The following is a 24019-nucleotide window of genomic DNA, read 5'->3' on the forward strand; positions in this document are numbered from 1 at the left end:
TTAAGCTAGTCCCAATTTTTCAACAAGGGCTTCAAACTCGTTCAAGCGACGTTCAAAGACTGCAAAGGCATCGTTGAGATAGTCTTCCTTCTCCATATCCACTCCCGCTTTTCTCATGACATTGAGTGGATAGTCTGACTTACCTGCCTTGAGGTAGTCGATATAGCGGTCACGATCTTCTTGACTACCATGGACAATCTTTTCAGCTAAGGCTGAAGCAGCTGCAAAACCAGTTGAATACTGATAAACATAGTAGTTATAGTAGAAGTGAGGAATGCGTGCCCACTCGTATTGGATCTGAGGATTGTCTTCCTTGCTGAGTCCATAGTACTCTTGGTTCAAGTCAGCGTAGAGTTTATTGAGGAAATCACTTGTCAAGACTTCTCCATTTTGGTCTGCTTGGTGGATAGCATGTTCAAACTCAGCGAATTGAGTTTGACGGAAAACTGTTCCACGGAAACCATCTAGGAAGTTATTGAGAATTGCAAAACGAGTCGCATTGTCTTCTACTTCTTCCAACAATTTCTCTGTCAAGATATTTTCGTTAGTCGTTGAGGCAATCTCTGCTAAGAAGATAGAATAATCCCCGTAAACATAAGGCTGAGTTTCACGAGTATAGCTTGAGTGCATACTGTGACCTGTTTCATGGACAAGGGTAAAGAGATTGTCTAGATTGTCCTGCCAGTTGAGAAGCATAAAGGCATTGGTATCGTAAGAACCACCAGAGTAGGCACCAGAACGCTTGCCTTGATTTTCATAGACATCAATCCAACGCTCACTGAAGGCACGTTTGACACGGCTCAAGTAGTCGTCACCCAAGACCGCCAAGGCTTCTTCTGCCTTTTTCAAGGCTTCTTCGTAGGTAAAGCTATAATCTACTGAAGATAGCGGTGTGTAGACATCGTACATCTTGAGGTCGGAAATACCCAAGATTTTAGAACGAAGTTCTAGGTAACGATGCAAGAGTGGCAAATGCTTGCGAACTGCTGCTACTAGATTGTCATAGACACTTTCTGGAACAAAGTTTGCTGCGAGGGCTGCATGGCGAGCACTCTTATAGTTGCGAACTTTTGCTCGGTAGTTTTGCACCTTAACATTTGTCTGCAAAGTCTTAGCATAAGTGTGTTGGAATTGCTCATATGTCGCATAAAGGGCTTCATAGGCACCACGACGCACTTCACGGTTTTTAGACTCCATCAAACGGATGTAAGTACCGTGTGAGAGTTGCACTTCCTTGCCTTCGTCATCAAGCACGTATGGGAAGCTAATATCCGCATTGTCCAAAATAGCGAAGGTTTCACTAGCAGAACCAAAGATTTCTCCTGCTCCAGCAAGCAATTCTTCCTCACGTTGTGAAAGAACATGGTCTTTCTTTTGCAAGAGCTTGTCAAAAAAGTGCTTGTAAACTTGGAGTTTTGGTTGAGCTTCTAGGAAGGCCGCATACTCCTCTTCGCTAATATCCATAAACTCAGGTTCATAGAATGAAAAGGCTTGTTCTAACTGACTGTATAGGGTCATTGCCTTAGCATAGTACTCTTGATACTTGGCTTCACGCGTGTCCTGGTCATTTTTCATATGCGCATAGACATAAAGTTTTTCAACTTGGCGTTCCAAGTCGAGTGAGAATTCTGTGATCTCAAGCAAACTGTCTGCGCTATCCAAGAGATGCCCCTCATACTGGGACGCTGTTTGTACTTTTTCAGTTAAATCTTTCAAGGCTTCTTCCCAAGCCTGGTCTGTTGGGTAGATTGTTGAAAGATCCCATGTATCTTTTTCATTTATTTCATGTCGTTGTAAAACCATAAGATTCCTCCATCCTTTCTATTTTACCACATTTTTTGAGAAATATAAGTGATAAAAGGCTGGTGGATAGAGCTTTTGGAGATTATTTTTCTGATTTTTTTGATAGTAAGCCTGAAAATTTCTATAATAGCTAGCCAAATCCGTTTCAATCTGCAAAAAATCACCTGATGCTATCGGTCTGACCTGGGGATACCAGTCGTCAAGTTGACGGTTTAATAGATTGTCTCCTTGATAATAAGCTTCCTCCTGTTTTTTCATCCAGTAGGGCGTTTGATAGTACAACTGCTGGCGAATGTAGTGACAGATAGTTGAATCTTGCACAACTGCAAAACGAGGCAGTTTTTGTTTCTGATAAGGAAATCGTAGAATTTCCAAGAGATTTCCTTGACCATAGGGAAATTCTTTGACCTGAAAATGAAGCTTGCCACGTAGGTCCTGATGCAGAAGATATTTGAGTCTCAAAATTTTCCTTTTGAGATCCAGTTCCCAAACAAAGAAACCCATATTTTGACTAAAATAGAGAAATCCCCTTTGCAATTGTGTTAATCGCTCTTTTAACCAGAGTTTTTCTCCCAGTAGCCAGATAACCTGATAGCCCTGGCTGCGGTATCCTTGACTTCTATCGCCTAAAAGCTTTTGAGACAAGGGACTGCACTGAACTTCTAGTGCTAGTTTCCCATTGACGAGAACATCCGCAACCTGCTGAATCTCGGGCAGACTATATTCCAAGGCGACCTGATTGTCCTTCTTGGCCCAATGATAAAGGGCCTCTTTGTTGCCCATGTGTTCTGGACTTTCATTCTCGAAAATAGCGATGCAATCCCTTAACCTTTCATGGGCAAAGTGCGTTCGAATACTCTGTCCTTGGCGTAATCGTAGTCTGCCCCCACAGGCTGGACAAGTATAAGCTTGCTTGGTCACATCTTTTTCAAGGGCATTCACCAAATTCCCCTTGGCATCTCTGGCTACAAACATGGGCTACCTCCTTTTCTCATTTATTCGAAAAAGAAGAAAAAAAGACTGGAATTCCAGCCTTTCATGATATTATTTCTCATCTTTTTTGTCTCTTAGAATATTTTTTTATCATGGGAATGAGATTGGAAATCTGCTCACTTCTAATGACCAGCACGCCGTATTCCTGGCAGCGATTGGCATAAACAGGATTGATTTTCCCCGTACAGACAATTAGCTTGAGGCAACTCTCCCCAGCAAAATGATTAGCGTAAACTTCTAGTTCATTGATGGCTTCGACTGATAAATCTGTCATCTTGCAGGAGATAAAGGTAATCGAGCGTCCCTTTCTCAGAATGACATCAATCTCATTTTGAACATTGTCTGCCTCTGGAAAGATGCCATTCCAATCAATCTCACCACCTATCATGCACTCATCAAACAGCTGAGACTCAAGTGCCAAGAGATAGAGATATACCTCTAAAATATGTCCCTTGTTGCGGCAAAAGACTTGAGCTTCTTGACTTGGAAAGCTGTATGCTACTCGTTTCTTGCCTTCGCTTTCCATACAAAGCATCCCCGCTTCCACAAGTAAAGGGATAAGGGATTCTGGGTAGTGATAATACTTGCCGTTGTTTTCCAGTATCTTTTCGGTCTCAGCATGCAGGTCATTGGTCTTAGCTAGAGAGAAAAATTGGGTCACCTGATACCAGTGGGCAGGGTTGGCAATGGCAGAGCTGGCTAGTTTTTTGATGGCTGCAATTTGCTTAACTGAGTGGATAGGGCGTTTTGATTTGAGCATTTTTCCACCACGCAAGGCTATCAGCTGTTGGATGTTTAGGGTTGGAATGTCCAAATCTTCTTTTTCTAACTGACCGGCTACCCACTTGTATTGTTTTCCTCGCTCGACATCCATGGCAACGATGGGGAGGTGGCGATCCAAGCCGTATTGATAGAGAGATAAAGCTAGTAGCGAATCCCCACCAAAAACATCGAGAAGGACTTGGTCATAGCATGCTAGGCAATAATCTAACTGATCCGCTAGTTGTTCTAAGGATAACTGACGAAAGGTCACTCGTTGGATATGAGGCACCTCTTCCATGATGAACTGACGGAGAGAGAGTTTTTCATTATTGCTTATTTTCGTCAAAGAAAGGAAGAGAATCTCGTCACAATCACTGATAAAGGCCTGGTAGACATTCTTTTCCAATACATGCCGATCATACAATTCCACCAAAAGACTCGTCATTGGACCACCTCCATCATCTACACTTTCTCAAGCCGAGAGAAAAATAATACAGCTCTACTGCTCACATTTCCTACTTCTAGTATAGCATAAAATCCTGCTTCCCCACTCTACCATCGCAAATAAAAATGAATAGAAACCTTGTAAAGTGGTTTCTATTCGCTTGTAAAGATTTGATTTACTTGATTTTCTTGGCTAGCATAGTCGCAAAGCGTAGTTGAATGCGATTACCATTTTCATCACGACGGTGCAGATGTCCTGGGTTTTCATTGTACTTAATCAATTCCCAATCCTTGTAGTAGTCCGCCAACTCCCCTTCTTTAAAAGTGAATGGGAAGTTGATTGAGCAAGGATAATCCTCCGTGTCCATGGCACAGACGATGAGATTGTAGCCACCGACTGTGGTGTGCTCCTGCATATTTTGGATAATAGCTGGAATGCGGTCCGCTTGTAGGAACATCAGAACAACTGTCGATACGATGAAATCATAGTCTTGGCTAATGCTGGCTGAATTGATATCGTATAGTCCGACAGGCATGTCTAGATCCTCTTGCTCTACGATGCTTTGCAAGATTTCAAGGGACAATTCATTTTGATCAACAGCTGTCACATCAAAACCATTCTGTGCAAGAAAGAGAGAGTTACGGCCTTGACCACAACCCAAATCCAAGGCTCTTCCTGGTTTCACCGTCTGCATAGCTTCTAAGACTTCCGAATGGACTGGATTGGTCTGGTATTTCTTAGGGAAATAATCCTCAGGTTTACAATAAAATTCCAAGTACCATTCTACATCGTCTGTTGCAGCCTCTACTCGGTGCCAGGCTTGCGGTTGTGCCATAGGATTGTCAGCTCCTGCCTCAAAGCGGTGCTCAGCTAGAACCTCACCATCTTCAGTCAACTCAATAAACTTGAGTGCCCCCTTCAAGACAGTAATTTTTCCCCAAGTGCCGACTTTAGTATTGTGCTTTTGCTGAACAGCTTCAGGCATGGTCTGTTTATTCCACAAGGGCATCCGTTTATAGGCAATTAATTTTTCCATTTTACTTCCTCTTCTTAACGCTGGTTGACAGCTTTCATCACACGCGCGATGTCGCGGTTTTGTTCACGACGTTTGATAGACTCCCGTTTGTCATAGTCATGTTTCCCTTTAGCAAGTCCTAAAAGGAGTTTAGCATAACCATCTTTAATATAGACTTTGAGGGGAACTAGGGTCATTCCTGTTCCTTTGGTTTCCTGTTCCAGTTTTTGAATTTGCTTCTTATGGAGCAGGAGTTTGCGACGGCGTTCAGGTTCCTGGTTCCAGATATTCCCCTCTTCGTAAGGGGCGATATGAACATTGCTCAGCCAGACTTCCCCATTTTTTACTTGGGCAAAGCCGTCCTTGAGATTGATTCGAGCAGCTCGAACGCTCTTGATTTCAGTTCCGGTCAGGACCATTCCTGCCTCTAGCGTATCTACGATTGTATAGTCGTGGTGCGCCTTTTTATTTTGTGCGACGACCTTTCCCTCGCCCTTTGCCATGCTTGGCTCCTTTCTTAGCTACTTCTTTGTAAAAAGGTTTCTTGCCTTTTTTCTTTTTATCTTTTTGTGAATGCTTGTGCTTATCACTTGAACACCCTGATTTTCTCTTGTCTTCCTTCTTGTCTGAACGACGACTTGAACCACGACCTCTGTCTTTGCGCCCAGCTTGTTTCAAACCTTTTTCGATGACATCAAACTCACTTGGGATATAGGAGAAATCAATCTCACCTGTCATCTTATCCGCTCTTTCAACCCGAATGCGAATCTGCTGTCCAACACGGAAGGTTGTTCCTGATTTCTCCCCACGGAGAGTCAAATCACGCTCGTTGAAATGATAAAATTCAGGTAAATTGGTGATGTGAATCAAGCCTTCGACTGTATTTGGCAATTCAACAAAGAGACCAAATTTGACCATGCTGGATACAACTGCATCGTACTCTTCACCCACGTATTTTTCCATGTACTCAGCCTTTTTCATGGCTTCGACTTCACGCTCCGCCTCGATGGCACGACGCTCACGGTTGGAAGACTGGGTTGCAATCTCTGGAATCACTTGTTCAAAATGCTCTGCTATTTCCTTAGAACGGCTGTAATCCCGAATCATTCGATGAACAAGGAGGTCTGGATAACGGCGAATCGGACTGGTAAAATGAGTGTAATAGTCGGCAGCAAGACCATAGTGACCGTGATTGTGCTCAGAATAGCGAGCCTGCTGCATGGAACGAAGAAGCATCATGGACAATACATCCGCATAGGGTTCTCCCTCAACAGCACGCATGATGTCTTGAAGCGCCTCCTGACTCATCTCACTGGCAGTCCCATAAATCCGCAAACCAAAGCTCGAAGCATAATCAATAAACTTCTGAACTTTTTCAGCCTTGGGCTCCTCGTGAATCCGATAAATGAAAGGTAGGTCCAGTTTACTAAAGTGCTCGGCAACCGTTTCATTAGCAATCAACATGAAGGACTCAATCATCCGCTCAGCAACACCACGCTGACGAAGAACGATATCCACAGGCTTACCTTTTTTATCCACTAGAATCTTTGCTTCGCTGGTATCAAAGTTAAGGGCGCCACGCTTCTCACGCATGCTTTCTAGAGTTTCATGAAGCTTGGCCATGAGTTCGATACTAGGAACAATTTTCTTATACTCTTGTCTCTTTTCCTCGTCACCTGCTAGGATATCATTGACATCGCTATAGGTCATACGAAAGCTAGTCTTGATAACTGTTTGGGTAATGGTGTAATTAACCACACGACCGTGTTTATCAATTTCCATAATAGCAGACTGGGTCAAGCGATCTACTTGAGGATTGAGAGAGCAGATGCCGTTTGACAAACGCTCTGGAAGCATTGGCACCACTCGGTCTGTCACGTAGACAGAAGTCGCGCGGTTAAGGGCTTCCTTGTCAAGGGCAGAACCCTCGGTCACATAGTAGGAAACATCTGCGATGTGAACTCCGAGTTCTAGATTTCCATTTTTCAAAGGCTTAATGTGAACTGCGTCGTCCAAGTCCTTGGCATCCGCGCCGTCAATGGTAAAGGTGATTTCATCTCTCAGGTCCAGACGACCTTCCATATCCTTTTGAGACGGAGCTTCTGGTACACTTTCTGCCTCCTTGAGAACAGCTTCTGGAAATTCTGAAACAATATCCATGGATTCCAAGACTTCAAGAACGTCAATCCCAGCATCAGTCGAGTGCCCCACCACGTCTAGCACACTAGCGACAAAGAAATCATGTTTCTTACTTGGGTATTTGTCGATAAAGACCTTGAGAACTTCAGTACCTTCCAACTTGATAGCCGGTTTCTTCACATAAATCGGTTGGCTGATTTTCTGATTCTTTGAACGAATGTAGCCCGCATACTTGGGCTTTTCCTGATCCAGAACGATTTGCCCGACAACTGTCGTCAGGCTATGCTCTAGGATATCGATAATTTTGGCTTCTGCAGCTGTTCCCTTGTTGCGGTCAGCGACTTTCTTAATCACGACCTCAACGGTATCGCCATCAATAGCATAGTTGACATCGTTTTTTCCTACAAAAAGGTCGTCCTCTTCGCCTTCCAGAGTAACAAAGCCAAAGCCGTTTTTATGGGCATGAAAAATCCCTTTGAGGGTAATTTCATGTTTCTTCTTTTGGTCCAGACATAAGCTACCATCATCTTCAAAACGAATCTGGTGCTTTCTTTCCATCAGGGACAGGGTTTTAATCAACTCACGGAAATCCTTGGACCCATCCTTTCCGAGAGCCTGAGCTAGGTCATTTACCGTCACTCGCCCCTTCTCTTGCAAATATTCTTTAATTTTATCTTTCATGTTTTCTTTCTAGATTTTTAAAATTTTTTTGACTGATAACTTTCTAGGTGTCATTAAAAATAAAAATAGGCTAAGACCTAGTCTCGCCCATTTCTTATCTACTTGATAATACCGTCAATGCTAAGGCAATGGCTAGCCAGAAAAAGACTAAAATACCTGTCAAACGTTGCATCACAGCTTCAAAACCACGCGCTTTACTACGTTCAAACAAATCACCTGAGCTGGCATCAAATACATTGCTGGATTGGTTCTTAGTTGGTTGCATGAAAATCGCAATCACAATCACAACAGATAATACTAATAAAATGGTTAATAATAGGTTATACATATCAAACTCCTTAAAATCCCTATTATTTTACCATAAATTCTACTTAGATTCAAGATGTAAAGTTACTTTTCTTTCCTTTGGACAATATTTTAAAACCTCAATCTTGTCTGGATGGGTTTTGGAGTTCTTACTGGTTAGATAATTCATGCTGCCACAAGAGGAGCACTTGAGATTGATTTTTACTCGCACTAGATTTCCTTTACTTTTAATAATGATCTAAATTGCACTATGTTACATAAACAACTGAAAGCCACACAGGCTGCTGTCGCATAAAAGACAGCATGGTAGCCCAAATATCCTGCAACTGCGGATCCCGCCATAGGTCCAATCACTCCACCGAGATAAAAAAAGACTTGGTTGAAGGCGAAAATCCTTGAAATACCTGATTTCGGAGTCATTTTGCTAAGAAGGGCATTAACTCACGGTATGAGAGCACCTGTTCCCAAACCAAAGAGAAAACGATACAAGCCAAGTTGAAGGGGGCTGGTCGCATGGGCACAAAGAAGGTAAATGATGACGGAATAAATCTGCGCTGCGACCAACAATCTATGATTTCCTACCTTATCACCAAGTTTTCCTAGAACTCCAGCACTCATCATGCTAGAAAATCCCATGCTGGATACGATCAATCCTGATACAAAGAGAAGATTCTCAGTCTGCCCTAAGTCCCGCACATAGAGAGCTAGAATGGGACCAATTGATTGAGCTGAAAACTGAATGACGAAGCTCGTCAAAAATAGGTTCGCTAAAAGCCTAGGATACTTGAAAGAAGAAAATACTTCTTTCGTTGGGATAGCCTTCTCCTTAGCCACTGGCTGAAAATCTTCCTTGATAAAGAAAATAGTTAGGATTGCAGCTAAAAATAAGAAAGCGCCTACCAATAAAAAGACATTACGAATGCCAAAAATTTCAGCAATAAAGCCTCCAACAAAGGGGCCCGTCAGTGTTCCCGCAACTACACCTGTAGATAGAGTCCCTAGAGCCGCTCCAGACTTATCTTTCGGTACCTGACTAGCAATCAAGGCCGTTGCATTGGGGACAAAACCAGTAAATACACCATTGAGCAAGCGCAGAAAGAGTAGCCAATAGATATTTGGCACGAAGGCCAAACCTCCCATAGTGATGGTCATGGCAAGACCTGCTCGAATCATCATGGGTTTTCAACCATATTTGTCAGCAAGAATACCCCAGATAGGAGAAACTAGAGCTGCTGAAACAGCCGAAACTGAGATGGCTAATCCAGCATAAAAAGCAACTTGGTCCCCTTCAATTCCCAACTGTTCTACAAAGATAGGCATGAAAGGAACGACCAAGGAAATGCTGGCTCCCGTTAGAAAACTACCGAACCAGGCAACACGAAGATTCTCTTTCCAACTAATCTCTTGCACAGCTATCGCCTCCTTCAAGTAACTTCACTACTTGACTCACAAGCTGATCACGACTGCCATTATTGTCTAATATATGGCTCGCCAATTTTTTCTTTTCTTCTAAAGACCACTGAGTTGCCAGACGGGACTCTGCTACCTCCTTAGAAAGATGATCCCGTTTCATGAAACGTTCCACCTGAACATCACGGTCCACATAGACCAGCCACGTTTCATCAAACCAAGCACTGTAGTCCTGTTCAAAAAGCAGGGGAATATCCATGAAAAAAACCGTTTCTGTCTGAGCCAACTGGTCTCTCAGTGCAGCCAATTCCTCACGAATAATCTTTCCTTGGGTTTGCTTAGACCATTCCCGCTCCTCAGGATTTGAAAAGATGAGACTAGCCAGGAGAGGGCGATTGAGTTCTCCATTTTCAAGGATGATTTCCTGCCCAAAGTGCTGAACTAAGAGCTGATAAAGACGACCACCAGGTCTCTGTAGTTGGTGGACGACTGCGTCAGCATCCACCACTTGAAAACCTTGCTGTCTCAAAAAATTTGTCACAGTTGATTTACCCGAAGCAATTCCTCCTGTGATTCCGATGATTTTTCCCATCAGCCCCTCCTTTGACACTGAGGACAAAAATGAGTTCCCCGTCCACCGAGCTGGAATTTCTCAATCACTGTCCCACAGCGCGAACATGCTTGTCCAGTCTTATCATAGACCTGATGGAAGTCCTGCATGGTTCCGTCTTCCCCAAAGGCATTGGTATAGGTCCGAATGGTGGAACCGCCCTTTTCGACTGCCTGTCCCAAAACAGCAATGGTCTGGTCATGAATAGCTGACGCTTCTTCTGCCGTCATAGTTTGGGAAGGTCTAGCTGGATGAACCTGAGCTCGCCAGAGAACCTCATCCACATAGATATTGCCAAGGCCAGCTACCAAGGTCTGGTCTAGGAGATGGGATTTGATAGGCTTTTTAGACTTGGCTAGGGCAGATTGAAAGACCTGCAAATCAAAGTCCTGCTCTCTTGGCTCAGGACCTAGTTTCTTAGAAATAAAGTAGGCATCCAAAAGGTCGGGTGCCAATAGTTCCATAGTACCAAACTTGCGTACATCCTCATAAACAAGCGTACCTCCATCTTCGAACTCAATGAAAACATGGGCATGCTTGCGTTCTGGAACTTGGTCCGGATAGTAAAAATACTTGCCCTCCATCCGAAGATGGGAAATCAAGACCTTGTCTGTCAAGTAGAAAAGCAAATATTTTCCACGACGCCCCATGGACTCAATTACTTGACCAGGCAATTCCTTTCGAAACTCGTCCAAATCCGTCTTGATCATCTTAGGATAAGTAATCTCTATATTAGAAATCTTCTTTCCCAAGATCAATTTTTCTAAGCCACGACGAACCGTTTCAACCTCAGGTAATTCAGGCATAGTTCCTCCTTCTGTAAAAACAAGAAGCAGGCATGAGCCCACCTCTACTTAGTATTCTTTTTCGTTATAGCCAAAGTCAGCCAAATCTAGCTTTTTATCACGCCAGTTTTTCTTGACCTTGACCCAAGTTTCTAGGAAAACCTTGTCCCCTAGCATGAGTTCGATATCACGACGGGCCATGGTCCCTATTTTCTTGAGCATAGCGCCACCTTTTCCGATGATGATGCCCTTTTGGCTATCACGCTCGACCATGATGGTTGCACGGATATGAACCTTGTCTGTCTCTTCATCACGCTTCATGGAGTCAACTACCACTGCAACTGAGTGAGGAATCTCTTCTCGAGTTAGGTGCAAGACTTTCTCACGAATCATTTCAGAAACCAAGAAACGCTCAGGATGATCTGTGATTTGATCAGCTGGGAAATACTGGAAACCTTCCTCTAGATTTTCACTCAAAATATCGATTAGTCGAGAAACGTTATTTCCCTGAAGGGCTGAGATAGGAACAATTTCCTTGAAGTCCATCTGATTTCGGAAATCATCAATCTGAGCCAAAAGCTGGTCTGGGTGGACCTTGTCAATCTTATTGACCACCAGAATCACAGGAACCTTGGCAGCCTTGAGACGATCGATAATCATGTCGTCACCCTTACCACGTGGCTCATCAGCTGGTACCATGAATAGAACAGTATCCACTTCACGAAGGGTGCTGTAAGCTGATTCCACCATGAAATCTCCAAGAGCTGTTTTGGGCTTGTGAATCCCCGGTGTATCGATAAAGACGATTTGCTCCTTATCCGTGGTGTAAATCCCCATGATTTTATTGCGCGTTGTTTGCGCCTTGTCACTCATAATGGCAATCTTTTGCCCCATGACGTGATTCAAAAAGGTTGACTTCCCGACATTGGGACGTCCCAAAATAGCTACAAAGCCTGATTTAAATGTCATAATTTCCTCTTAGTGTTTAAAATAGTATATCCCAAATGCGTGGGAGAAAGATAAGTGCACCTGTCACTGCAGCAAAAAGAGAGACAACTAGCACGGCTCCTGCTGCCATGTCCTTGGCTTTCTTTGCCAACATAGAAAAGTGATAGTGACTGGCTAGATCCACCACATTTTCAATAGCAGAGTTAATAATCTCAAAGGCTACTACCAAGAAAATGCTCATTAGGAGAAAGAGCCATTCAATTCGTGACACCTGAAAAACAAAACCTGCAAGGATGACTACTAGAGCCGTCACTGCATGTTTTCGCATATTGCGTTCTTCCTTGAAAGCAGTCAGAATTCCTGTAAGGGCAAATTCTAAACTGGATACCAAGTCACGATTTTTCCATTTTCGTTTATTGTCTTGTGAGTCCATAGGCTGTCAAAATTTCTTCTTGTAAACCGAACATCTCCGCTTCTTCTTTCGGAGTGTAGTGATCGTAGCCGTTAATGTGTAAAAAGCCGTGTACTGCCAAGAAGCCCATCTCACGCTCAAAGCTGTGACCGTATTCCTCAGCCTGCTCATGCGCTTTATCGATAGAGATGAACAGTTCCCCAATATAGGCATCAAACTCAGACATCATCTCTGCTAATTCAGGATTTTCAAGCAAATCTTCTTCATCAAAGGCAATGTCCAACTCTGGTTTATACTCAAGGCTGATGACATCTGTCGAACGATCCGTATCACGGTACTCGAGGTTGAGTTCATGGCTACGCTCATTGGTCACAAAAGTGACTGCCATCTCCTTGTCTTCTTTTCCTATTTTTTTGGCTGCAAATTCCAAAATCTCTTGGGTTTGGTGCAAGATTTCTTGTGAAACTTGACCAGTTTCATCTACCATTTCAATATACATGTACTTCTCGATTCTCTTTACTTGGCTTTATTATACCATATTTCCATGATTTTATTCTACCTTTTTGATATAATACTATGGAATACAATCACAAGGAGAGAACGATGTCATTTGACGGATTTTTTTTACACCACATGATTGAGGAATTGCGAAGAGAGTTGGTCAATGGTCGCATCCAGAAAATCAATCAACCTTTTGAACAAGAGTTGGTCTTGCAAATCCGCAGCAATCGTCAAAGCCATCGCCTGCTCCTCTCTGCTCATCCCGTTTTTGGTCGCATCCAGCTGACCCAAACGACTTTTGAAAATCCAGCCCAACCTTCTACTTTTATCATGGTTTTGAGAAAGTATTTACAAGGCGCCCTGATTGAGTCGATCGAGCAAATCGAAAATGACCGTATTGTGGAAATTACCGTTTCCAATAAAAACGAGATTGGGGACCATATCCAGGCTACTTTGATTATCGAGATTATGGGGAAACACAGTAATATTCTCCTCGTGGATAAAAGCAGCCATAAAATCCTCGAAGTTATTAAACACGTTGGCTTTTCACAAAATAGCTACCGCACCTTGCTCCCCGGATCGACCTATCTCGCTCCACCAAGCACCGAGTCTCTCAATCCTTTTACTGTCAAGGATGAAAAACTCTTTGAAATTCTGCAAACCCAAGAACTAACTGCAAAAAATCTTCAAAGTCTCTTTCAAGGTCTGGGACGTGATACGGCAAATGAATTGGAAAACATTCTTGTCAGTGATAAACTGTCTACTTTCCGAAACTTTTTCAGTCAAGAAACCAAGCCATGCTTAACAGAGACTTCCTTCAGCCCAGTTCCTTTTGTAAATCAGGTGGGAGAGCCTTTTGCCAGCCTTTCTGACTTGCTGGACACCTACTATAAGGACAAGGCTGAACGCGACCGTGTCAAACAGCAAGCCAGCGAACTGATTCGACGTGTTGAAAATGAACTTCAGAAAAATCGACATAAGCTGAAAAAACAAGAAAAAGAATTACTGGCAACAGACAATGCTGAGGAATTTCGCCAAAAAGGGGAATTGTTGACAACCTTCCTCCACCAAGTGCCTAATGACCAAGATCAGGTTACCTTGGACAACTACTACACCAATCAACCTATCACCATTGCGCTTGATAAGGCCTTGACTCCCAGTCAGAATGCCCAACGCTATTTTAAACGTTACCAGAAACTCAAAGAAGCTGTCAAATACCTGACTGAACTGATTGAAGAAACCAAGGCAACCATTCTCTATCTGGAAAGTGTCGAGACTGTTCTTAACCAAGCTGGGCTGGAGGAAATCGCTGAAATCCGTGAAGAATTGATCCAAACTGGCTTTATTAGAAGACGCCAACGCGAGAAAATCCAGAAACGCAAAAAACCAGAACAGTATCTAGCGAGCGATGGCAAGACCATCATCTATGTCGGACGAAACAACCTGCAAAATGAGGAATTGACCTTTAAAATGGCCCGCAAGGAGGAACTTTGGTTCCATGCCAAGGACATTCCTGGAAGTCATGTCGTCATCTCAGGAAATCTTGACCCATCTGATGAAGTTAAAACAGATGCGGCCGAACTAGCTGCCTACTTCTCCAAAGGGCGTTTGTCAAATCTCGTGCAAGTGGATATGATTGAAGTGAAAAAGCTCAACAAACCAACAGGAGGAAAACCCGGTTTTGTAACCTATACAGGACAAAAGACCCTCCGTGTCACACCAGATCCAGAAAAAATCGCATCTATGAAAAAATCCTGATTCCACTTGAAATCAGGATTTTCGTTTACATTTTACTCTGCAATCAAGGTTTCCAATCCAACCTTCATCATATCGGTGAAGGTATTTTGATTTTCTCAGCCAGTTTTTAGTAACTCTTAAAGAGCGAGATTTTGGCCAATAAATGAGATAGTTTTCTCTTTCAAGTAACAAGATTTTGTTGCTATCTTCTAAAATTCTTTTATTGTCTCAATTTCGAAAAGACTTCCCCAATCTTGCCTTCAATGACCAATGTAGCTTGGCTGTCTTGTTGAATACTGGTTTTATTGATAAGGACCAGATTTGTTCCAGAAAAATAGTTTACTAGGCTAGCTGCAGGATAAACAACCAAGGAAGTCCCACCAATAATCAGCAAGTCTGCTTGCCGAATAGCTTGTGCAGCTTGACTAAAAACATCCATGTCAAGTGATTCTTCATACAAGGTCACGTCAGGCTTGACCACCTTGCCACAGTCTAAGCAGTGGGGAACAGGTCCCTCGAGGGCAAGAAAAGCAGTTAAGTCATAGAAACGTTGACAACCTAGGCAGTAATTCCGGTCCGCACTCCCATGCAATTTAAAGATCTTTTGGGAGCCAGCCATTTCATGAAGACTATCGATATTTTGTGTCACAACAGCCTTTAGCTTACCTGTCTTTTCCAAAGCAGCTAGATAAGTGTGAGCAGCATTAGGCTTGGCTTCTGGATAAATCAGGTATTTTTTATAGAAGTCAAAAAAATCTTCTGGATAGCGCTCAAACATGGTCCGAGAAACGAGTTGCTCTGCCGTAAAATGACGGCCTAACTGATGACTATAAACACCATCTGAACTACGAAAATCTGGGATATTAGACTCGGTTGACACTCCTGCCCCTCCAAAGAAAACAATCCGTTGGCTTTGATCTATCAAGTCTTGTAATTGTTCAATTTTATCCATCACATTTCTCCTTAAGCTGAGTTCTAAAAAAGTTGAAAATCAATAGTTGGATTTTCAACTCTTTCTTTATCATTGCTAAGATATTGAAAATAAATCACTTACAACAGTTCTTGTAACTAATGTAATTGAAAATCTATTCTCTGATTACTCTGCAATCAAGGTTTCCAAACCAACCTTCATCATATCGGTGAAGGTATTTTGGCGTTCTTCTGCAGTAGTATCTTCATCTGGATTGACCAAGCTATCAGAGATTGTCATGATAGCTAGCGCATCAACGTGGTGTTGGGCAGCAAGATAGTAAAGTGCTGCTGCTTCCATTTCTACAGCTTTAACTCCCCATTTACCAAGCTCAATGTTCTTTTCAAAGTAGTTTGAGTAAAAGACATCAGATGACAAGACGTTCCCAACGTGGGTTGTCATACCGAGTTCTTTAGCGATATGGTAGGCCTTGTCAAGCAAATCAAAGCTAGCGATTTGTGGGAAATCATACTGTGGCCAGTCATTGCGGATGATGTTTGAGTTGGTTGCAGCTGCTTGCGCCAAAACCAATTCACGGACATGAACATCTTCATTTAATGAACCCGCAGTTCCCACACGAATCAATTTCTTCACTCCGTAGTCTACAATCAACTCACGGGCATAGATAGAAATGGACGGCATTCCCATCCCAGTTCCCATGACCGATACACGGTGACCCTTGTACGTACCAGTGTAGCCAAACATGTTACGCACTTCGTTAAAACAAACAGCATCTTCAAGGAAATTCTCCGCAATAAACTTAGCACGAAGAGGATCCCCAGGAAGAAGAATTTTATCAGCAATTTCACCCTGCTGAGCAGCAATATGGATAGACATAATATAAGATACCAAACCCGTCAAAAAGCGAAGGGAAAATAGGAGTTGGGTGCAGTGAGCGATGCTCGCTAGACCAACTATCTTTTTCCCACTGCTTTTAGGGTGGGTTCAATTCCTTTCTTTCTTAATTTTTATGATATAGAAGAGAACAGTCCGAGTTCAATTCAAAACCGAACTCCCCTTCCTTTCTGAATTTCTAGAAAAGTTTCCGCTCGTGTTCAAATTTGAACACACGCTCTACCTTTCTTTATTGTATATTTAGGATAGCGACAGAGAACAAAGTAAAAATAGGAAACTGACGAAGCATCGCAGATGCTAGACAGTTTATCTTTTTCACGCAGTTCTCTGCCCGTATTCAGTTCAGCAAATACGGTTTACCCATCCTTTCTTTCTTGATTTTAAATTTAAATATTTCACAGAACAATTAGCCCGAGTTTGACTATAACTCAGATACTCTGCCTTTCTGTAGTTCCTAGTTTACCAATGAATCTAAAAATGCATACAGTTTTGCATTCATTTCAGAATAATCGTTTCCACGTAATTCTTCTGGTGTTTGAACAAAAGGCAACTTTTCACTTTGCTCTCTTAATTTCTCCTCACCATCCGCAGCAATCAATAATTCTACTGCGTCTGGATCAAATTCCAAATGAGCCTGAAAGGCATAATGTTTTGGACTGAAGCGAATAATTTGGCGTGGACAACCTTGACTGGTCGCCAAGACGACAGCTTCATCTGTCAGCCCTGGCATATCACCGTGCCAGTGGCCGGTTTCTATGGTTTCTCCGAACAAGCTGAAATGAGGATCTGTTAGACCTTGCATCGTCAATGTCACAGGATAAACACCGATCTCGCGCTCTGGACTATGTTCATACTTCGCACCATAGGCAACAGATAGGAGTTGCGCACCAAGACAGACACCAACAATATAAATATCTGTAGCAATCGCTTCTTTCATAAAAGCAAGCTCAGCCTTTGGATCATAGTATGGGAAGTTTTCTCTATCCTCATCAGGTGATTGAGGACCACCCATGACAATCAGAAAATCAATCCCGTCAATTGTTTCAGGAAGAGGTTCTTTTTCATAAACCTTTGTTGATGTAATTTGATGACCTCGTTCTATAGCCCATTTTAGATATGCGCCTGGAACCTCAAATGTCTCATGTAAAATAAAGTGAACTCTCATGACATTACAATTCAGCAAGAATCGCTTTAAGCAAGCCTTTGAAGTCGCCTTTGACACGTTCAGTCACTTCTACAACTTCCTCGTGGTTAAGTTCTTCTTGGAATCCTGCAGCATGGTTAGTAATACATGAAATACCGAGAACTTTCAAGCCTGAGTGAGCGGCCACAATAACTTCAGGAACCGTAGACATACCAACCGCATCTGCTCCCAGTGTCTTATAGGCACGAATCTCTGCAGGTGTTTCATATGTCGGACCAGTAACACCGATATAGACACCTTCATCAAGCTTGATACCAAGTTTTTTAGCCACTTCATGGGCAGTAGCACAGTATTCTGGTGTGTAGGCTTTAGACATATCTGGGAAACGTGGACCAAAGTCATCCAAGTTTTCACCCATCAATGGGTTTTGCCCCGTCATATTGATATGGTCTGAGATAGCCATCAAGGTACCAGGACCGAAACCAATACCGCCAGCTGCATTGGTTACAATGACACCTTCACATCCGAGAACTTTCATCACACGTACTGGGAAAGTCACGACTTCGAGAGGATTTCCTTCGTAGAAATGGAAACGACCTTGAAGAGCCAAGACCTTGCGACCTGAAAGTTCACCATATACCAATTTCCCAGCGTGTCCAACTACTGTAGAGCGACCCCAGTTTGGAATGTCTGCATAATCTACTACAACTGGATTTTCGATTTCTTCTGCCAATTCTCCAAGGCCTGATCCAAGGATTAGACCGAACTCAGGCACTTGGATTCCTTTTTCTTTCAGGAAAGCAGCTGTTTCCTTGATCTTATCTAAAAATGTCATTCTGTGTCTCCTTTATTATTTTTTAGCATTTGACCGATTTTGTCAAAGGTTTTTGCGTTGCGAATGGTGATGTTGCGATAGAAAGGCATCTTGAGCAAGTACTTGTGATAGGCAGTTGCATAGTAGGATTTTTCAGAGAATTTCCCCCAGAAAATCCCAAGTCTTCCAAAATGAACCACTTCATCTTTCAGTTCCAAACTTTCAACTTTCTCGATGACTTGATCCACATCCAAGCCCTCCGTGTAGAAGAGCACATCTTTTCGAGCTAGGTCTTTGGTCCACCAATCTGGCAGATTCTTCAGCTCTGCTTCATAGTCTTCATGACTCAGCAAAGAGAAGCTCTGAATAAATGGATAATGGATTTCAAAGAAAGCCTCTAACTTTTCAACCAATTGGGCTTTGTCATCTGTCGAAGTAAAGAAAATATTGCCACTGTTGATATAGGTTTCAACTTTTTCCAGTCCCAACTCTGTCAGTTCTTGACGAAGTTGCGCCATAGCAACCTTATTCTTCCCACCTACATTAATGCCCCTTACCAGTAAAGCATAGCGTTTCATCTTATACCAATTTATCTAAGAAACTTTCCCCAATCATGGCAGTTTCAACACCAAAGTTATCCGCAACTGTCGCTGAGATATCTGCAAAATGTCCGACTGGAATGACACCATTTCCCTTAAAGCTAGGGCTGTAAGCTAAAAGTGGAATATATTCACGAGTGTGGTCAGTTCCAGCATAGGTTGGGTCATTTCCGTGGTCCGCAGTAATCAAGAGAAGATCATTTTCTCTCATGGCAGCGATAATTTCAGGCAAGCGTTCATCAAACTCATGCAAGCAATCACGGTAACCATGAGCATTGCGGCGGTGGCCGTAAAGGGCATCAAAGTCAACTAAGTTTGTGAAGGAGAATCCTTTTTCAAACTCAGCAAGTCCCATAGTCTTCAATAATGTATCAATTCCGTGGCTGTTTGACTTGTTGTGGCCCATGTCATGATTGATACCAGCACCATTAAAGATATCGTTGATTTTACCAACAGCGTAAGTATCGATACCAGCCTCATTCAATTTATCCAAAACAGTTGGTGCAAATGGAGAAACGGCTAAGTCACGACGATTTGCTGTACGAGTGAAGTTACCTGGCTCACCAACATATGGACGGGCAATGATACGACCTAGAAGAGCAGGACGCTCAAGGGTAATTGAACGAGCGTATTCACAGATACGGTACAATTCATCCAAAGGAATAATGTCTTCATGGGCAGCAATTTGCAAAACAGGGTCAGCTGAAGTATAGATAATCAACTCTCCAGTTTCCATTTGACGTGGTCCGAAATCATCGATAACAGCCGTACCTGAGTAAGGTTTGTTGGCTTCACGAATGACCTTACGTCCTGAAAATTCTTCAATCTTTGTCAAGATTTCTTCTGGAAATCCGTTCCAGAAAGTATCGAAAGGCTCAGTAATATTGAGTCCCATGATTTCCCAGTGACCAGTCATGGTATCCTTACCAAGGGAAACTTCTTCCAATTTTGTTGCATATCCTGTTGGATTGCTTTCAGCTGGTACAGTCTTTAGAGGAGTTTCGCGAGGAATATTTCCTAGACCGATTTTAGCCATGTTTGGCACATTCAAACCAACTGTTTTGGAAATGTGTCCTAGTGTGTCAGAAGCTCCATCTGGAACCCCTGCATTGACAAAGTTATTGGCATCTGGTGCAGCACCGATTCCCACAGAATCCAGTACAACCAAGTGAATCCGATTAAATTTTGACATAGTCTGTCTCCTTATTTTTTTGATTAGTTTGCTTTTTTTGAAGTTAAAATCTGAACACCATCTCGTCCCGCTACGATGACCTTATCCACCATTTGGTTGAACAAGCCATGCTCTACGACACCAACGACATGGTCCAATTCTTGTCCGAAGGCAATCGGATCTTCAATGACATCCAAGGCTAGGTCAATGATAAAGTTCTGCATATCGGTCACAAAACGTTGGCCGTCTTTTTCACGGAAACTTGGTTTGTAGCCAGCTCGCTCAAACCGACGAAAGACCTGTTCTGCACCATACTGAACCACTTCTACAGGCAATTTAAAAGCACCTAGTTTCTCTACCAGTTTGCTTTCATCGACCACCCAAATGTATTCTTTTGAGGGCGTTGCGACAACCTTCTCCATCAGAAGGGCACCACCACCACCTTTGATCCCGTTGGACTGACTATCTACTTCATCCGCCCCGTCAACCGTCACATCGACAAAGTCTACTTGATCAATCGACTTGAGCGGGATGTTAAGACCTTCAGCCTGTTTACTGGTCACACTGGAAGTCGTTACAGCAGTAATCTGCAAACCTTCTTCCTTAATCCGACGACCGATTTCTTCTACGAAATAGTAAGCAGTTGATCCAGTACCGAGTCCAACAACCATACCATCCTTGACAAACTCAGCAGCCTTGATACCTGCTATCTTTTTCAGATTCTCCACTTAAACACCTCCATTAAAGAGCTATTTTTATTATAACATGTATCCGTTTTTATTTCATGGATACACTGGAAAAACCCGAACATTTTTATTTCGGGTTTTGGTGTCCTATTTAACCATATCAGGATCGTAATCATAGAATCCTGTATCGAGGAAACGGTTTTTAGGGTGTAACTTGCGCACTTCCTCATCTAACAAGAAGGCTTGGTCATGGCTAAAGTTGCCCTCTTGGATCAAGCCACGTGCTTGGATAAAGAGTTTAGCAATTTCTACAAAATTCTGACCAGGTGTGTAGAGCCCCTCTAGCTTCCAGTGAGTAAAACCATGCTCCACCAATTCTGTCAATTTGGTCATCAAATCAAGGTCGTTATTTGCAAAAATGTGGGTCCCATGATTGTCTTCAAAGATAGAGTAATGGCTCTCAGGGTCACTCGGTTCTGCTAAGAAGAGGTCACGTTTACGTGTCTTTTCATCATCGATGTGCGTGAAGTTATAGTAGTTTTGCAAGAGCGGACGCTTAGAATGATGAATGACACTAGCTCCATAAACCAATACTTCAGCAGGAATTTCCAAAATCTCTGGCATCTTGAAGAGTTCAGCAGATGGAATTTCACGCGCCAAAACAGCCTCAGAGGCGCCTGCCTTTTGACCCCAGAAGTTAATCTGACGACTGCTTGTCACCATGGTTGAAGCATCGTAGATGGTCTTAAAGGAATAGCCATCACGGTTGACCACGTAAAAGACACCTGCATCTCCTACTGTAATATAGTCTGTCTTGATTTCTTCCAAGAAGTCTAGGAAAGGCTTGATTCGGTCCATCATATCTTGGTGCATGAGGGCATTGACTGCGACGATCAATTCCTTGCCTGCTTCATGAACCAACTTAGCAATCTCACGCAATTGGTCATGACTAAAAGTCGTTGGCAGACGAAGGCCAAAATCTTTCTCACCAACATAGATACGATCTACGCCAGCTTCGAGTAGTTGTTCAACTTGTTCAATACTTTCAGCAGTTGCTGTAATGATAATCTTTTCCATAAGAAAAATTATACCACATTTCTCAAAAATCAGCTATGGGTACTGGGAGTTTCACAAAAAGTTAAACTTGTTTCTATCTTTTCCAATCAAAAAAGTGAACAGTAACTTGTACCATTCACTCTATTTTATGCATGTGTTTCTTCAACTAGGTGGCCATCATTCATGACATAAATACGGTCAACCTTATCAAGAAGGCGTGTATCATGAGTGATCATGACAACTCCTCTTCCTTGTTCATGGGCAATGGCAGCCAGCATCTCCGTTACTTGGTAAGCACGCTCGGTATCTAGACTGGCTGTCGGCTCATCTGCAAGCACAATGCTTGGATTGTTATAGAGCGCTCTAGCAATCGCGGCACGTTGACGTTCGCCACCCGATAGAGCTTTGGGATAATGATTTTGAACTTTTTCCAAATCCAACAAGTCAAAGAGTTCTTTTCGGTCACTTTTACTATTTTTTCCCTTATCTAGTTTGTCAATCAAATCCAGCTGTTCCTTGACTGTTAGAAACGGAATTAGGTTTGAAGCCTGGAGAATGAAACCAAACTCTCTAAAACGGAGATCTGTTTTTTCCTTCTCCGTCAAACTGCCTGTTTCCTTCCCCTTTACCAAAATTTTTCCACTCGATGCTTCCTGAAGTTGTCCTAGAGTCGTTAGAAAAGTCGTCTTTCCAGATCCAGAAGGCCCGACGATAGCTACGAACTCTCCCGCATTTAGCTGAAAATTCGTCTCATGCAGGGCTACGACTCTCATCTTTCCTTCCCCGTAGGTTTTTGTCACTTGATTCATTTCAATCAATGCTGTCATACTATTCTCCTTATCATTCTGCAATCGCAGTAATCGGGTCTACCTTTAGCAAGCGTGGAAGTGAAATGACACCACCTAGAAGGGCCATCAAGGAAATTACCAAGCTTAGGACAGAGTAGGCTATCCAACTTGGATAGAAAAAGAAGGTAGCTGGTAAGACTAAAATCACTCCTCCGATTGCCAGCAAGGCTAAAGCAATCCCCATACCAGCTAGGAGGAAGATTTGACAGAACAGAGACCATACAATGGTTTTGATCTGTATCCCCTGAGCCCGCATTATTCCATAAAGGCCTAGTTTTTGGATGGTAATGATATAAACAAAAATTCCCACAATCAAGCCTGTAATGACAATCATAGCAAGAATCATTCCTGAAAATACATTAACCTGAGGTGTGTAACCAGGAATTTTCGATATCATTTTTGGAATGGAAATCTGTTTTAGACCATCGCCAGTCACTTCTATGTCATTTTTCAATACTAAGGCAGAGATGGAACGATTGGCTTTCAAGGTTCCTTGTAAGGTCCAATAAGTTGTCAGACTCGTAAAGACAACAGGCTCTGTGAAAAATTTATTTCCTTGAGTCAGGCCTACAATCTTGTAACTTGTCTCGCTTCCATTGAGCTGAATGGCATCACCTAGCTTCATCCCATAGTTCTCAAAAGACTGATCCACGACAACCTCATCATCTCTTTCAGGATAACGACCCTCCGTCAAACTAGGAGAGATAAAAGAGTCCCAGTCTTGAGCAAAGATGGAAACGTTGATCTTTTCACTACCATCGACTAGATTGGTCACAGCGAACATATAGCCCAATGGAGCAGCCTCTTCAGAACTCTTTTCCTTGTAGTCCTTTTCAGGAATAAAGGATGCCGTCAAATTATCATTTGCGTAGTCGGATAAAACGACACCCGTCGCTTTCCAATTATCAATAGCTGCTCGGTTGTTTCGCACAAGACCAAGAGCTAGACTGGTCATAAAAAAGACCATAAAAGCGATAAGAAAAATGGTAGTTAGAATCAAACTATATCGAAGTTTGTTTCGTAATATCTCTTTGATAGCAAGATACATGCTTATCTCCTTTTACTTTTCCCAGAGGTAGCAAAAAGCCACCCAGTCCAATAGACAGAATCTCTGTCTTATCATCCATTCAAAACAACTCCTATCAATACTCTTCAAAAGTATCCAGGTAGCAACTCAACAAATCATCTTAGGAAAAGCCTCAGCTTGCTATCAATTTATATAAGTTATCCTTACCTTTCTCAGTATATTTATAATAGAGAAAGTTAGGTCATCTGTTTTAAGTGTAACATCCATGCTATCATTTTCCCTTGCAGGTGTCAAGAGAGCGA

24 protein-coding genes and 1 pseudogene are annotated in these 24019 nt (G+C 42.6%); 1 reads left to right on the forward strand and 24 read right to left on the reverse strand.

Annotated elements, in window-relative coordinates; translation table 11 throughout:
• From V470_05465 to V470_05530, 14 genes and pseudogenes are all read right to left on the reverse strand, one after another.
• A complete protein-coding gene (locus V470_05465; protein ID AHZ47872.1) occupies positions 1 to 1803 on the reverse strand; it encodes an oligopeptidase PepB in 1803 nt (600 codons plus the stop codon).
• Between the two features lie 18 nt (positions 1804 to 1821).
• Positions 1822 to 2778, reverse strand: a complete 957-nt coding sequence (locus V470_05470; protein ID AHZ47873.1) for a competence protein CoiA — start codon at positions 2776 to 2778, stop codon at positions 1822 to 1824.
• A gap of 76 nt (positions 2779 to 2854) precedes the next feature.
• The gene (locus V470_05475; protein AHZ47874.1) at positions 2855 to 4003 is read right to left on the reverse strand and encodes a hypothetical protein; all 1149 of its coding nucleotides are present in this window, start codon (positions 4001 to 4003) and stop codon (positions 2855 to 2857) included.
• Between the two features lie 175 nt (positions 4004 to 4178).
• Entirely contained in the window at positions 4179 to 5039 is an 861-nt protein-coding gene (locus V470_05480; protein ID AHZ47875.1) for a tellurite resistance protein TehB, read from the reverse strand.
• A 14-nt stretch (positions 5040 to 5053) separates the two neighbouring features.
• Positions 5054 to 5521: a single-stranded DNA-binding protein gene (locus V470_05485; GenBank protein ID AHZ47876.1), complete on the reverse strand. Its 468-nt coding sequence runs from the start codon at positions 5519 to 5521 to the stop codon at positions 5054 to 5056.
• On the reverse strand, positions 5484 to 7838 hold the full coding sequence (locus V470_05490; GenBank protein ID AHZ47877.1) for a ribonuclease R: 2355 nt from the start codon (positions 7836 to 7838) through the stop codon (positions 5484 to 5486). The genes V470_05485 and V470_05490 overlap by 38 nt, the downstream gene beginning before the upstream one ends.
• 94 nt (positions 7839 to 7932) lie before the next feature.
• Entirely contained in the window at positions 7933 to 8166 is a 234-nt protein-coding gene (locus tag V470_05495) for a preprotein translocase subunit SecG (protein AHZ47878.1), read from the reverse strand.
• Between the two features lie 188 nt (positions 8167 to 8354).
• Positions 8355 to 9317, reverse strand: a pseudogene (locus tag V470_10650) (multidrug transporter).
• Between the two features lie 9 nt (positions 9318 to 9326).
• On the reverse strand, positions 9327 to 9554 hold the full coding sequence (locus tag V470_05505; protein AHZ47879.1) for a hypothetical protein: 228 nt from the start codon (positions 9552 to 9554) through the stop codon (positions 9327 to 9329).
• Entirely contained in the window at positions 9541 to 10146 is a 606-nt protein-coding gene (locus V470_05510) for a dephospho-CoA kinase (protein AHZ47880.1), read from the reverse strand. The genes V470_05505 and V470_05510 overlap by 14 nt, the downstream gene beginning before the upstream one ends.
• The gene (locus tag V470_05515) at positions 10146 to 10970 is read right to left on the reverse strand and encodes a 5-hydroxymethyluracil DNA glycosylase (GenBank protein ID AHZ47881.1); all 825 of its coding nucleotides are present in this window, start codon (positions 10968 to 10970) and stop codon (positions 10146 to 10148) included. The genes V470_05510 and V470_05515 overlap by 1 nt, the downstream gene beginning before the upstream one ends.
• Positions 10971 to 11018: 48 nt before the next feature.
• On the reverse strand, positions 11019 to 11918 hold the full coding sequence (era, locus tag V470_05520) for a GTPase Era (protein ID AHZ47882.1): 900 nt from the start codon (positions 11916 to 11918) through the stop codon (positions 11019 to 11021).
• Between the two features lie 16 nt (positions 11919 to 11934).
• The gene (locus V470_05525) at positions 11935 to 12330 is read right to left on the reverse strand and encodes a UDP kinase (GenBank protein ID AHZ47883.1); all 396 of its coding nucleotides are present in this window, start codon (positions 12328 to 12330) and stop codon (positions 11935 to 11937) included.
• Complete coding sequence (locus tag V470_05530) at positions 12311 to 12808, reverse strand: metalloprotease (protein ID AHZ47884.1); 498 nt, start codon at positions 12806 to 12808, stop codon at positions 12311 to 12313. Before V470_05530 ends, V470_05525 begins: the two co-directional genes overlap by 20 nt.
• A gap of 104 nt (positions 12809 to 12912) precedes the next feature.
• Here V470_05530 and V470_05535 point away from each other — a divergent pair, with 104 nt between their 5' ends.
• Complete coding sequence (locus tag V470_05535) at positions 12913 to 14568, forward strand: dihydroorotate dehydrogenase (protein AHZ47885.1); 1656 nt, start codon at positions 12913 to 12915, stop codon at positions 14566 to 14568.
• Positions 14569 to 14767: 199 nt separating this feature from the next.
• Here V470_05535 and V470_05540 read toward each other — a convergent pair whose 3' ends face one another.
• The 10 genes from V470_05540 to V470_05585 form a co-directional block, all read right to left on the reverse strand.
• Positions 14768 to 15499 (reverse strand): NAD-dependent deacetylase, encoded by a 732-nt coding sequence (locus V470_05540; GenBank protein AHZ47886.1) that lies wholly within the window; start codon positions 15497 to 15499, stop codon positions 14768 to 14770.
• A 144-nt stretch (positions 15500 to 15643) separates the two neighbouring features.
• Entirely contained in the window at positions 15644 to 16354 is a 711-nt protein-coding gene (locus V470_05545; GenBank protein AHZ47887.1) for a purine nucleoside phosphorylase, read from the reverse strand.
• Between the two features lie 472 nt (positions 16355 to 16826).
• Positions 16827 to 17537, reverse strand: coding sequence for a glutamine amidotransferase (locus V470_05550; protein ID AHZ47888.1), 711 nt, complete (start codon positions 17535 to 17537; stop codon positions 16827 to 16829).
• A gap of 4 nt (positions 17538 to 17541) precedes the next feature.
• Positions 17542 to 18351, reverse strand: a complete 810-nt coding sequence (locus V470_05555; GenBank protein AHZ47889.1) for a purine nucleoside phosphorylase — start codon at positions 18349 to 18351, stop codon at positions 17542 to 17544.
• The gene (locus tag V470_05560; GenBank protein AHZ47890.1) at positions 18348 to 18908 is read right to left on the reverse strand and encodes a phosphopentomutase; all 561 of its coding nucleotides are present in this window, start codon (positions 18906 to 18908) and stop codon (positions 18348 to 18350) included. Before V470_05560 ends, V470_05555 begins: the two co-directional genes overlap by 4 nt.
• Position 18909: 1 nt before the next feature.
• The gene (locus V470_05565; GenBank protein AHZ47891.1) at positions 18910 to 20121 is read right to left on the reverse strand and encodes a phosphopentomutase; all 1212 of its coding nucleotides are present in this window, start codon (positions 20119 to 20121) and stop codon (positions 18910 to 18912) included.
• Positions 20122 to 20144: 23 nt separating this feature from the next.
• On the reverse strand, positions 20145 to 20828 hold the full coding sequence (locus V470_05570; protein AHZ47892.1) for a ribose 5-phosphate isomerase: 684 nt from the start codon (positions 20826 to 20828) through the stop codon (positions 20145 to 20147).
• Positions 20829 to 20933: 105 nt separating this feature from the next.
• The gene (locus V470_05575; GenBank protein ID AHZ47893.1) at positions 20934 to 21863 is read right to left on the reverse strand and encodes a peptidase U32; all 930 of its coding nucleotides are present in this window, start codon (positions 21861 to 21863) and stop codon (positions 20934 to 20936) included.
• Between the two features lie 125 nt (positions 21864 to 21988).
• Entirely contained in the window at positions 21989 to 22669 is a 681-nt protein-coding gene (locus V470_05580) for a hemin ABC transporter ATP-binding protein (protein ID AHZ47894.1), read from the reverse strand.
• A gap of 13 nt (positions 22670 to 22682) precedes the next feature.
• Positions 22683 to 23738, reverse strand: a complete 1056-nt coding sequence (locus V470_05585; protein AHZ47895.1) for a permease — start codon at positions 23736 to 23738, stop codon at positions 22683 to 22685.
• Positions 23739 to 24019 lie beyond the last annotated feature (281 nt).

The organism is Streptococcus sp. VT 162 (assembly GCA_000688775.2).
Lineage (GTDB): Bacteria > Bacillota > Bacilli > Lactobacillales > Streptococcaceae > Streptococcus.

What these genes read in the sequence shown, in the direction of transcription:
- V470_05465 (AHZ47872.1), bottom strand. Translation starts at nt 1,803, where the DNA reads ATGGTTTTACAACGACATGAAATAAATGAAAAAGATACATGGGATCTT.
- V470_05470 (AHZ47873.1), bottom strand. Translation starts at nt 2,778, where the DNA reads ATGTTTGTAGCCAGAGATGCCAAGGGGAATTTGGTGAATGCCCTTGAA.
- V470_05475 (AHZ47874.1), bottom strand. Translation starts at nt 4,003, where the DNA reads ATGACGAGTCTTTTGGTGGAATTGTATGATCGGCATGTATTGGAAAAG.
- V470_05480 (AHZ47875.1), bottom strand. Translation starts at nt 5,039, where the DNA reads ATGGAAAAATTAATTGCCTATAAACGGATGCCCTTGTGGAATAAACAG.
- V470_05485 (AHZ47876.1), bottom strand. Translation starts at nt 5,521, where the DNA reads ATGGCAAAGGGCGAGGGAAAGGTCGTCGCACAAAATAAAAAGGCGCAC.
- V470_05490 (AHZ47877.1), bottom strand. Translation starts at nt 7,838, where the DNA reads ATGAAAGATAAAATTAAAGAATATTTGCAAGAGAAGGGGCGAGTGACG.
- V470_05495 (AHZ47878.1), bottom strand. Translation starts at nt 8,166, where the DNA reads ATGTATAACCTATTATTAACCATTTTATTAGTATTATCTGTTGTGATT.
- V470_05510 (AHZ47880.1), bottom strand. Translation starts at nt 10,146, where the DNA reads ATGGGAAAAATCATCGGAATCACAGGAGGAATTGCTTCGGGTAAATCA.
- V470_05515 (AHZ47881.1), bottom strand. Translation starts at nt 10,970, where the DNA reads ATGCCTGAATTACCTGAGGTTGAAACGGTTCGTCGTGGCTTAGAAAAA.
- era (AHZ47882.1), bottom strand. Translation starts at nt 11,918, where the DNA reads ATGACATTTAAATCAGGCTTTGTAGCTATTTTGGGACGTCCCAATGTC.
- V470_05525 (AHZ47883.1), bottom strand. Translation starts at nt 12,330, where the DNA reads ATGGACTCACAAGACAATAAACGAAAATGGAAAAATCGTGACTTGGTA.
- V470_05530 (AHZ47884.1), bottom strand. Translation starts at nt 12,808, where the DNA reads ATGTATATTGAAATGGTAGATGAAACTGGTCAAGTTTCACAAGAAATC.
- V470_05535 (AHZ47885.1), top strand. Translation starts at nt 12,913, where the DNA reads ATGTCATTTGACGGATTTTTTTTACACCACATGATTGAGGAATTGCGA.
- V470_05540 (AHZ47886.1), bottom strand. Translation starts at nt 15,499, where the DNA reads ATGGATAAAATTGAACAATTACAAGACTTGATAGATCAAAGCCAACGG.
- V470_05545 (AHZ47887.1), bottom strand. Translation starts at nt 16,354, where the DNA reads ATGTCTATCCATATTGCTGCTCAGCAGGGTGAAATTGCTGATAAAATT.
- V470_05550 (AHZ47888.1), bottom strand. Translation starts at nt 17,537, where the DNA reads ATGAGAGTTCACTTTATTTTACATGAGACATTTGAGGTTCCAGGCGCA.
- V470_05555 (AHZ47889.1), bottom strand. Translation starts at nt 18,351, where the DNA reads ATGACATTTTTAGATAAGATCAAGGAAACAGCTGCTTTCCTGAAAGAA.
- V470_05560 (AHZ47890.1), bottom strand. Translation starts at nt 18,908, where the DNA reads ATGAAACGCTATGCTTTACTGGTAAGGGGCATTAATGTAGGTGGGAAG.
- V470_05565 (AHZ47891.1), bottom strand. Translation starts at nt 20,121, where the DNA reads ATGTCAAAATTTAATCGGATTCACTTGGTTGTACTGGATTCTGTGGGA.
- V470_05575 (AHZ47893.1), bottom strand. Translation starts at nt 21,863, where the DNA reads ATGGAAAAGATTATCATTACAGCAACTGCTGAAAGTATTGAACAAGTT.
- V470_05580 (AHZ47894.1), bottom strand. Translation starts at nt 22,669, where the DNA reads ATGACAGCATTGATTGAAATGAATCAAGTGACAAAAACCTACGGGGAA.
- V470_05585 (AHZ47895.1), bottom strand. Translation starts at nt 23,738, where the DNA reads ATGTATCTTGCTATCAAAGAGATATTACGAAACAAACTTCGATATAGT.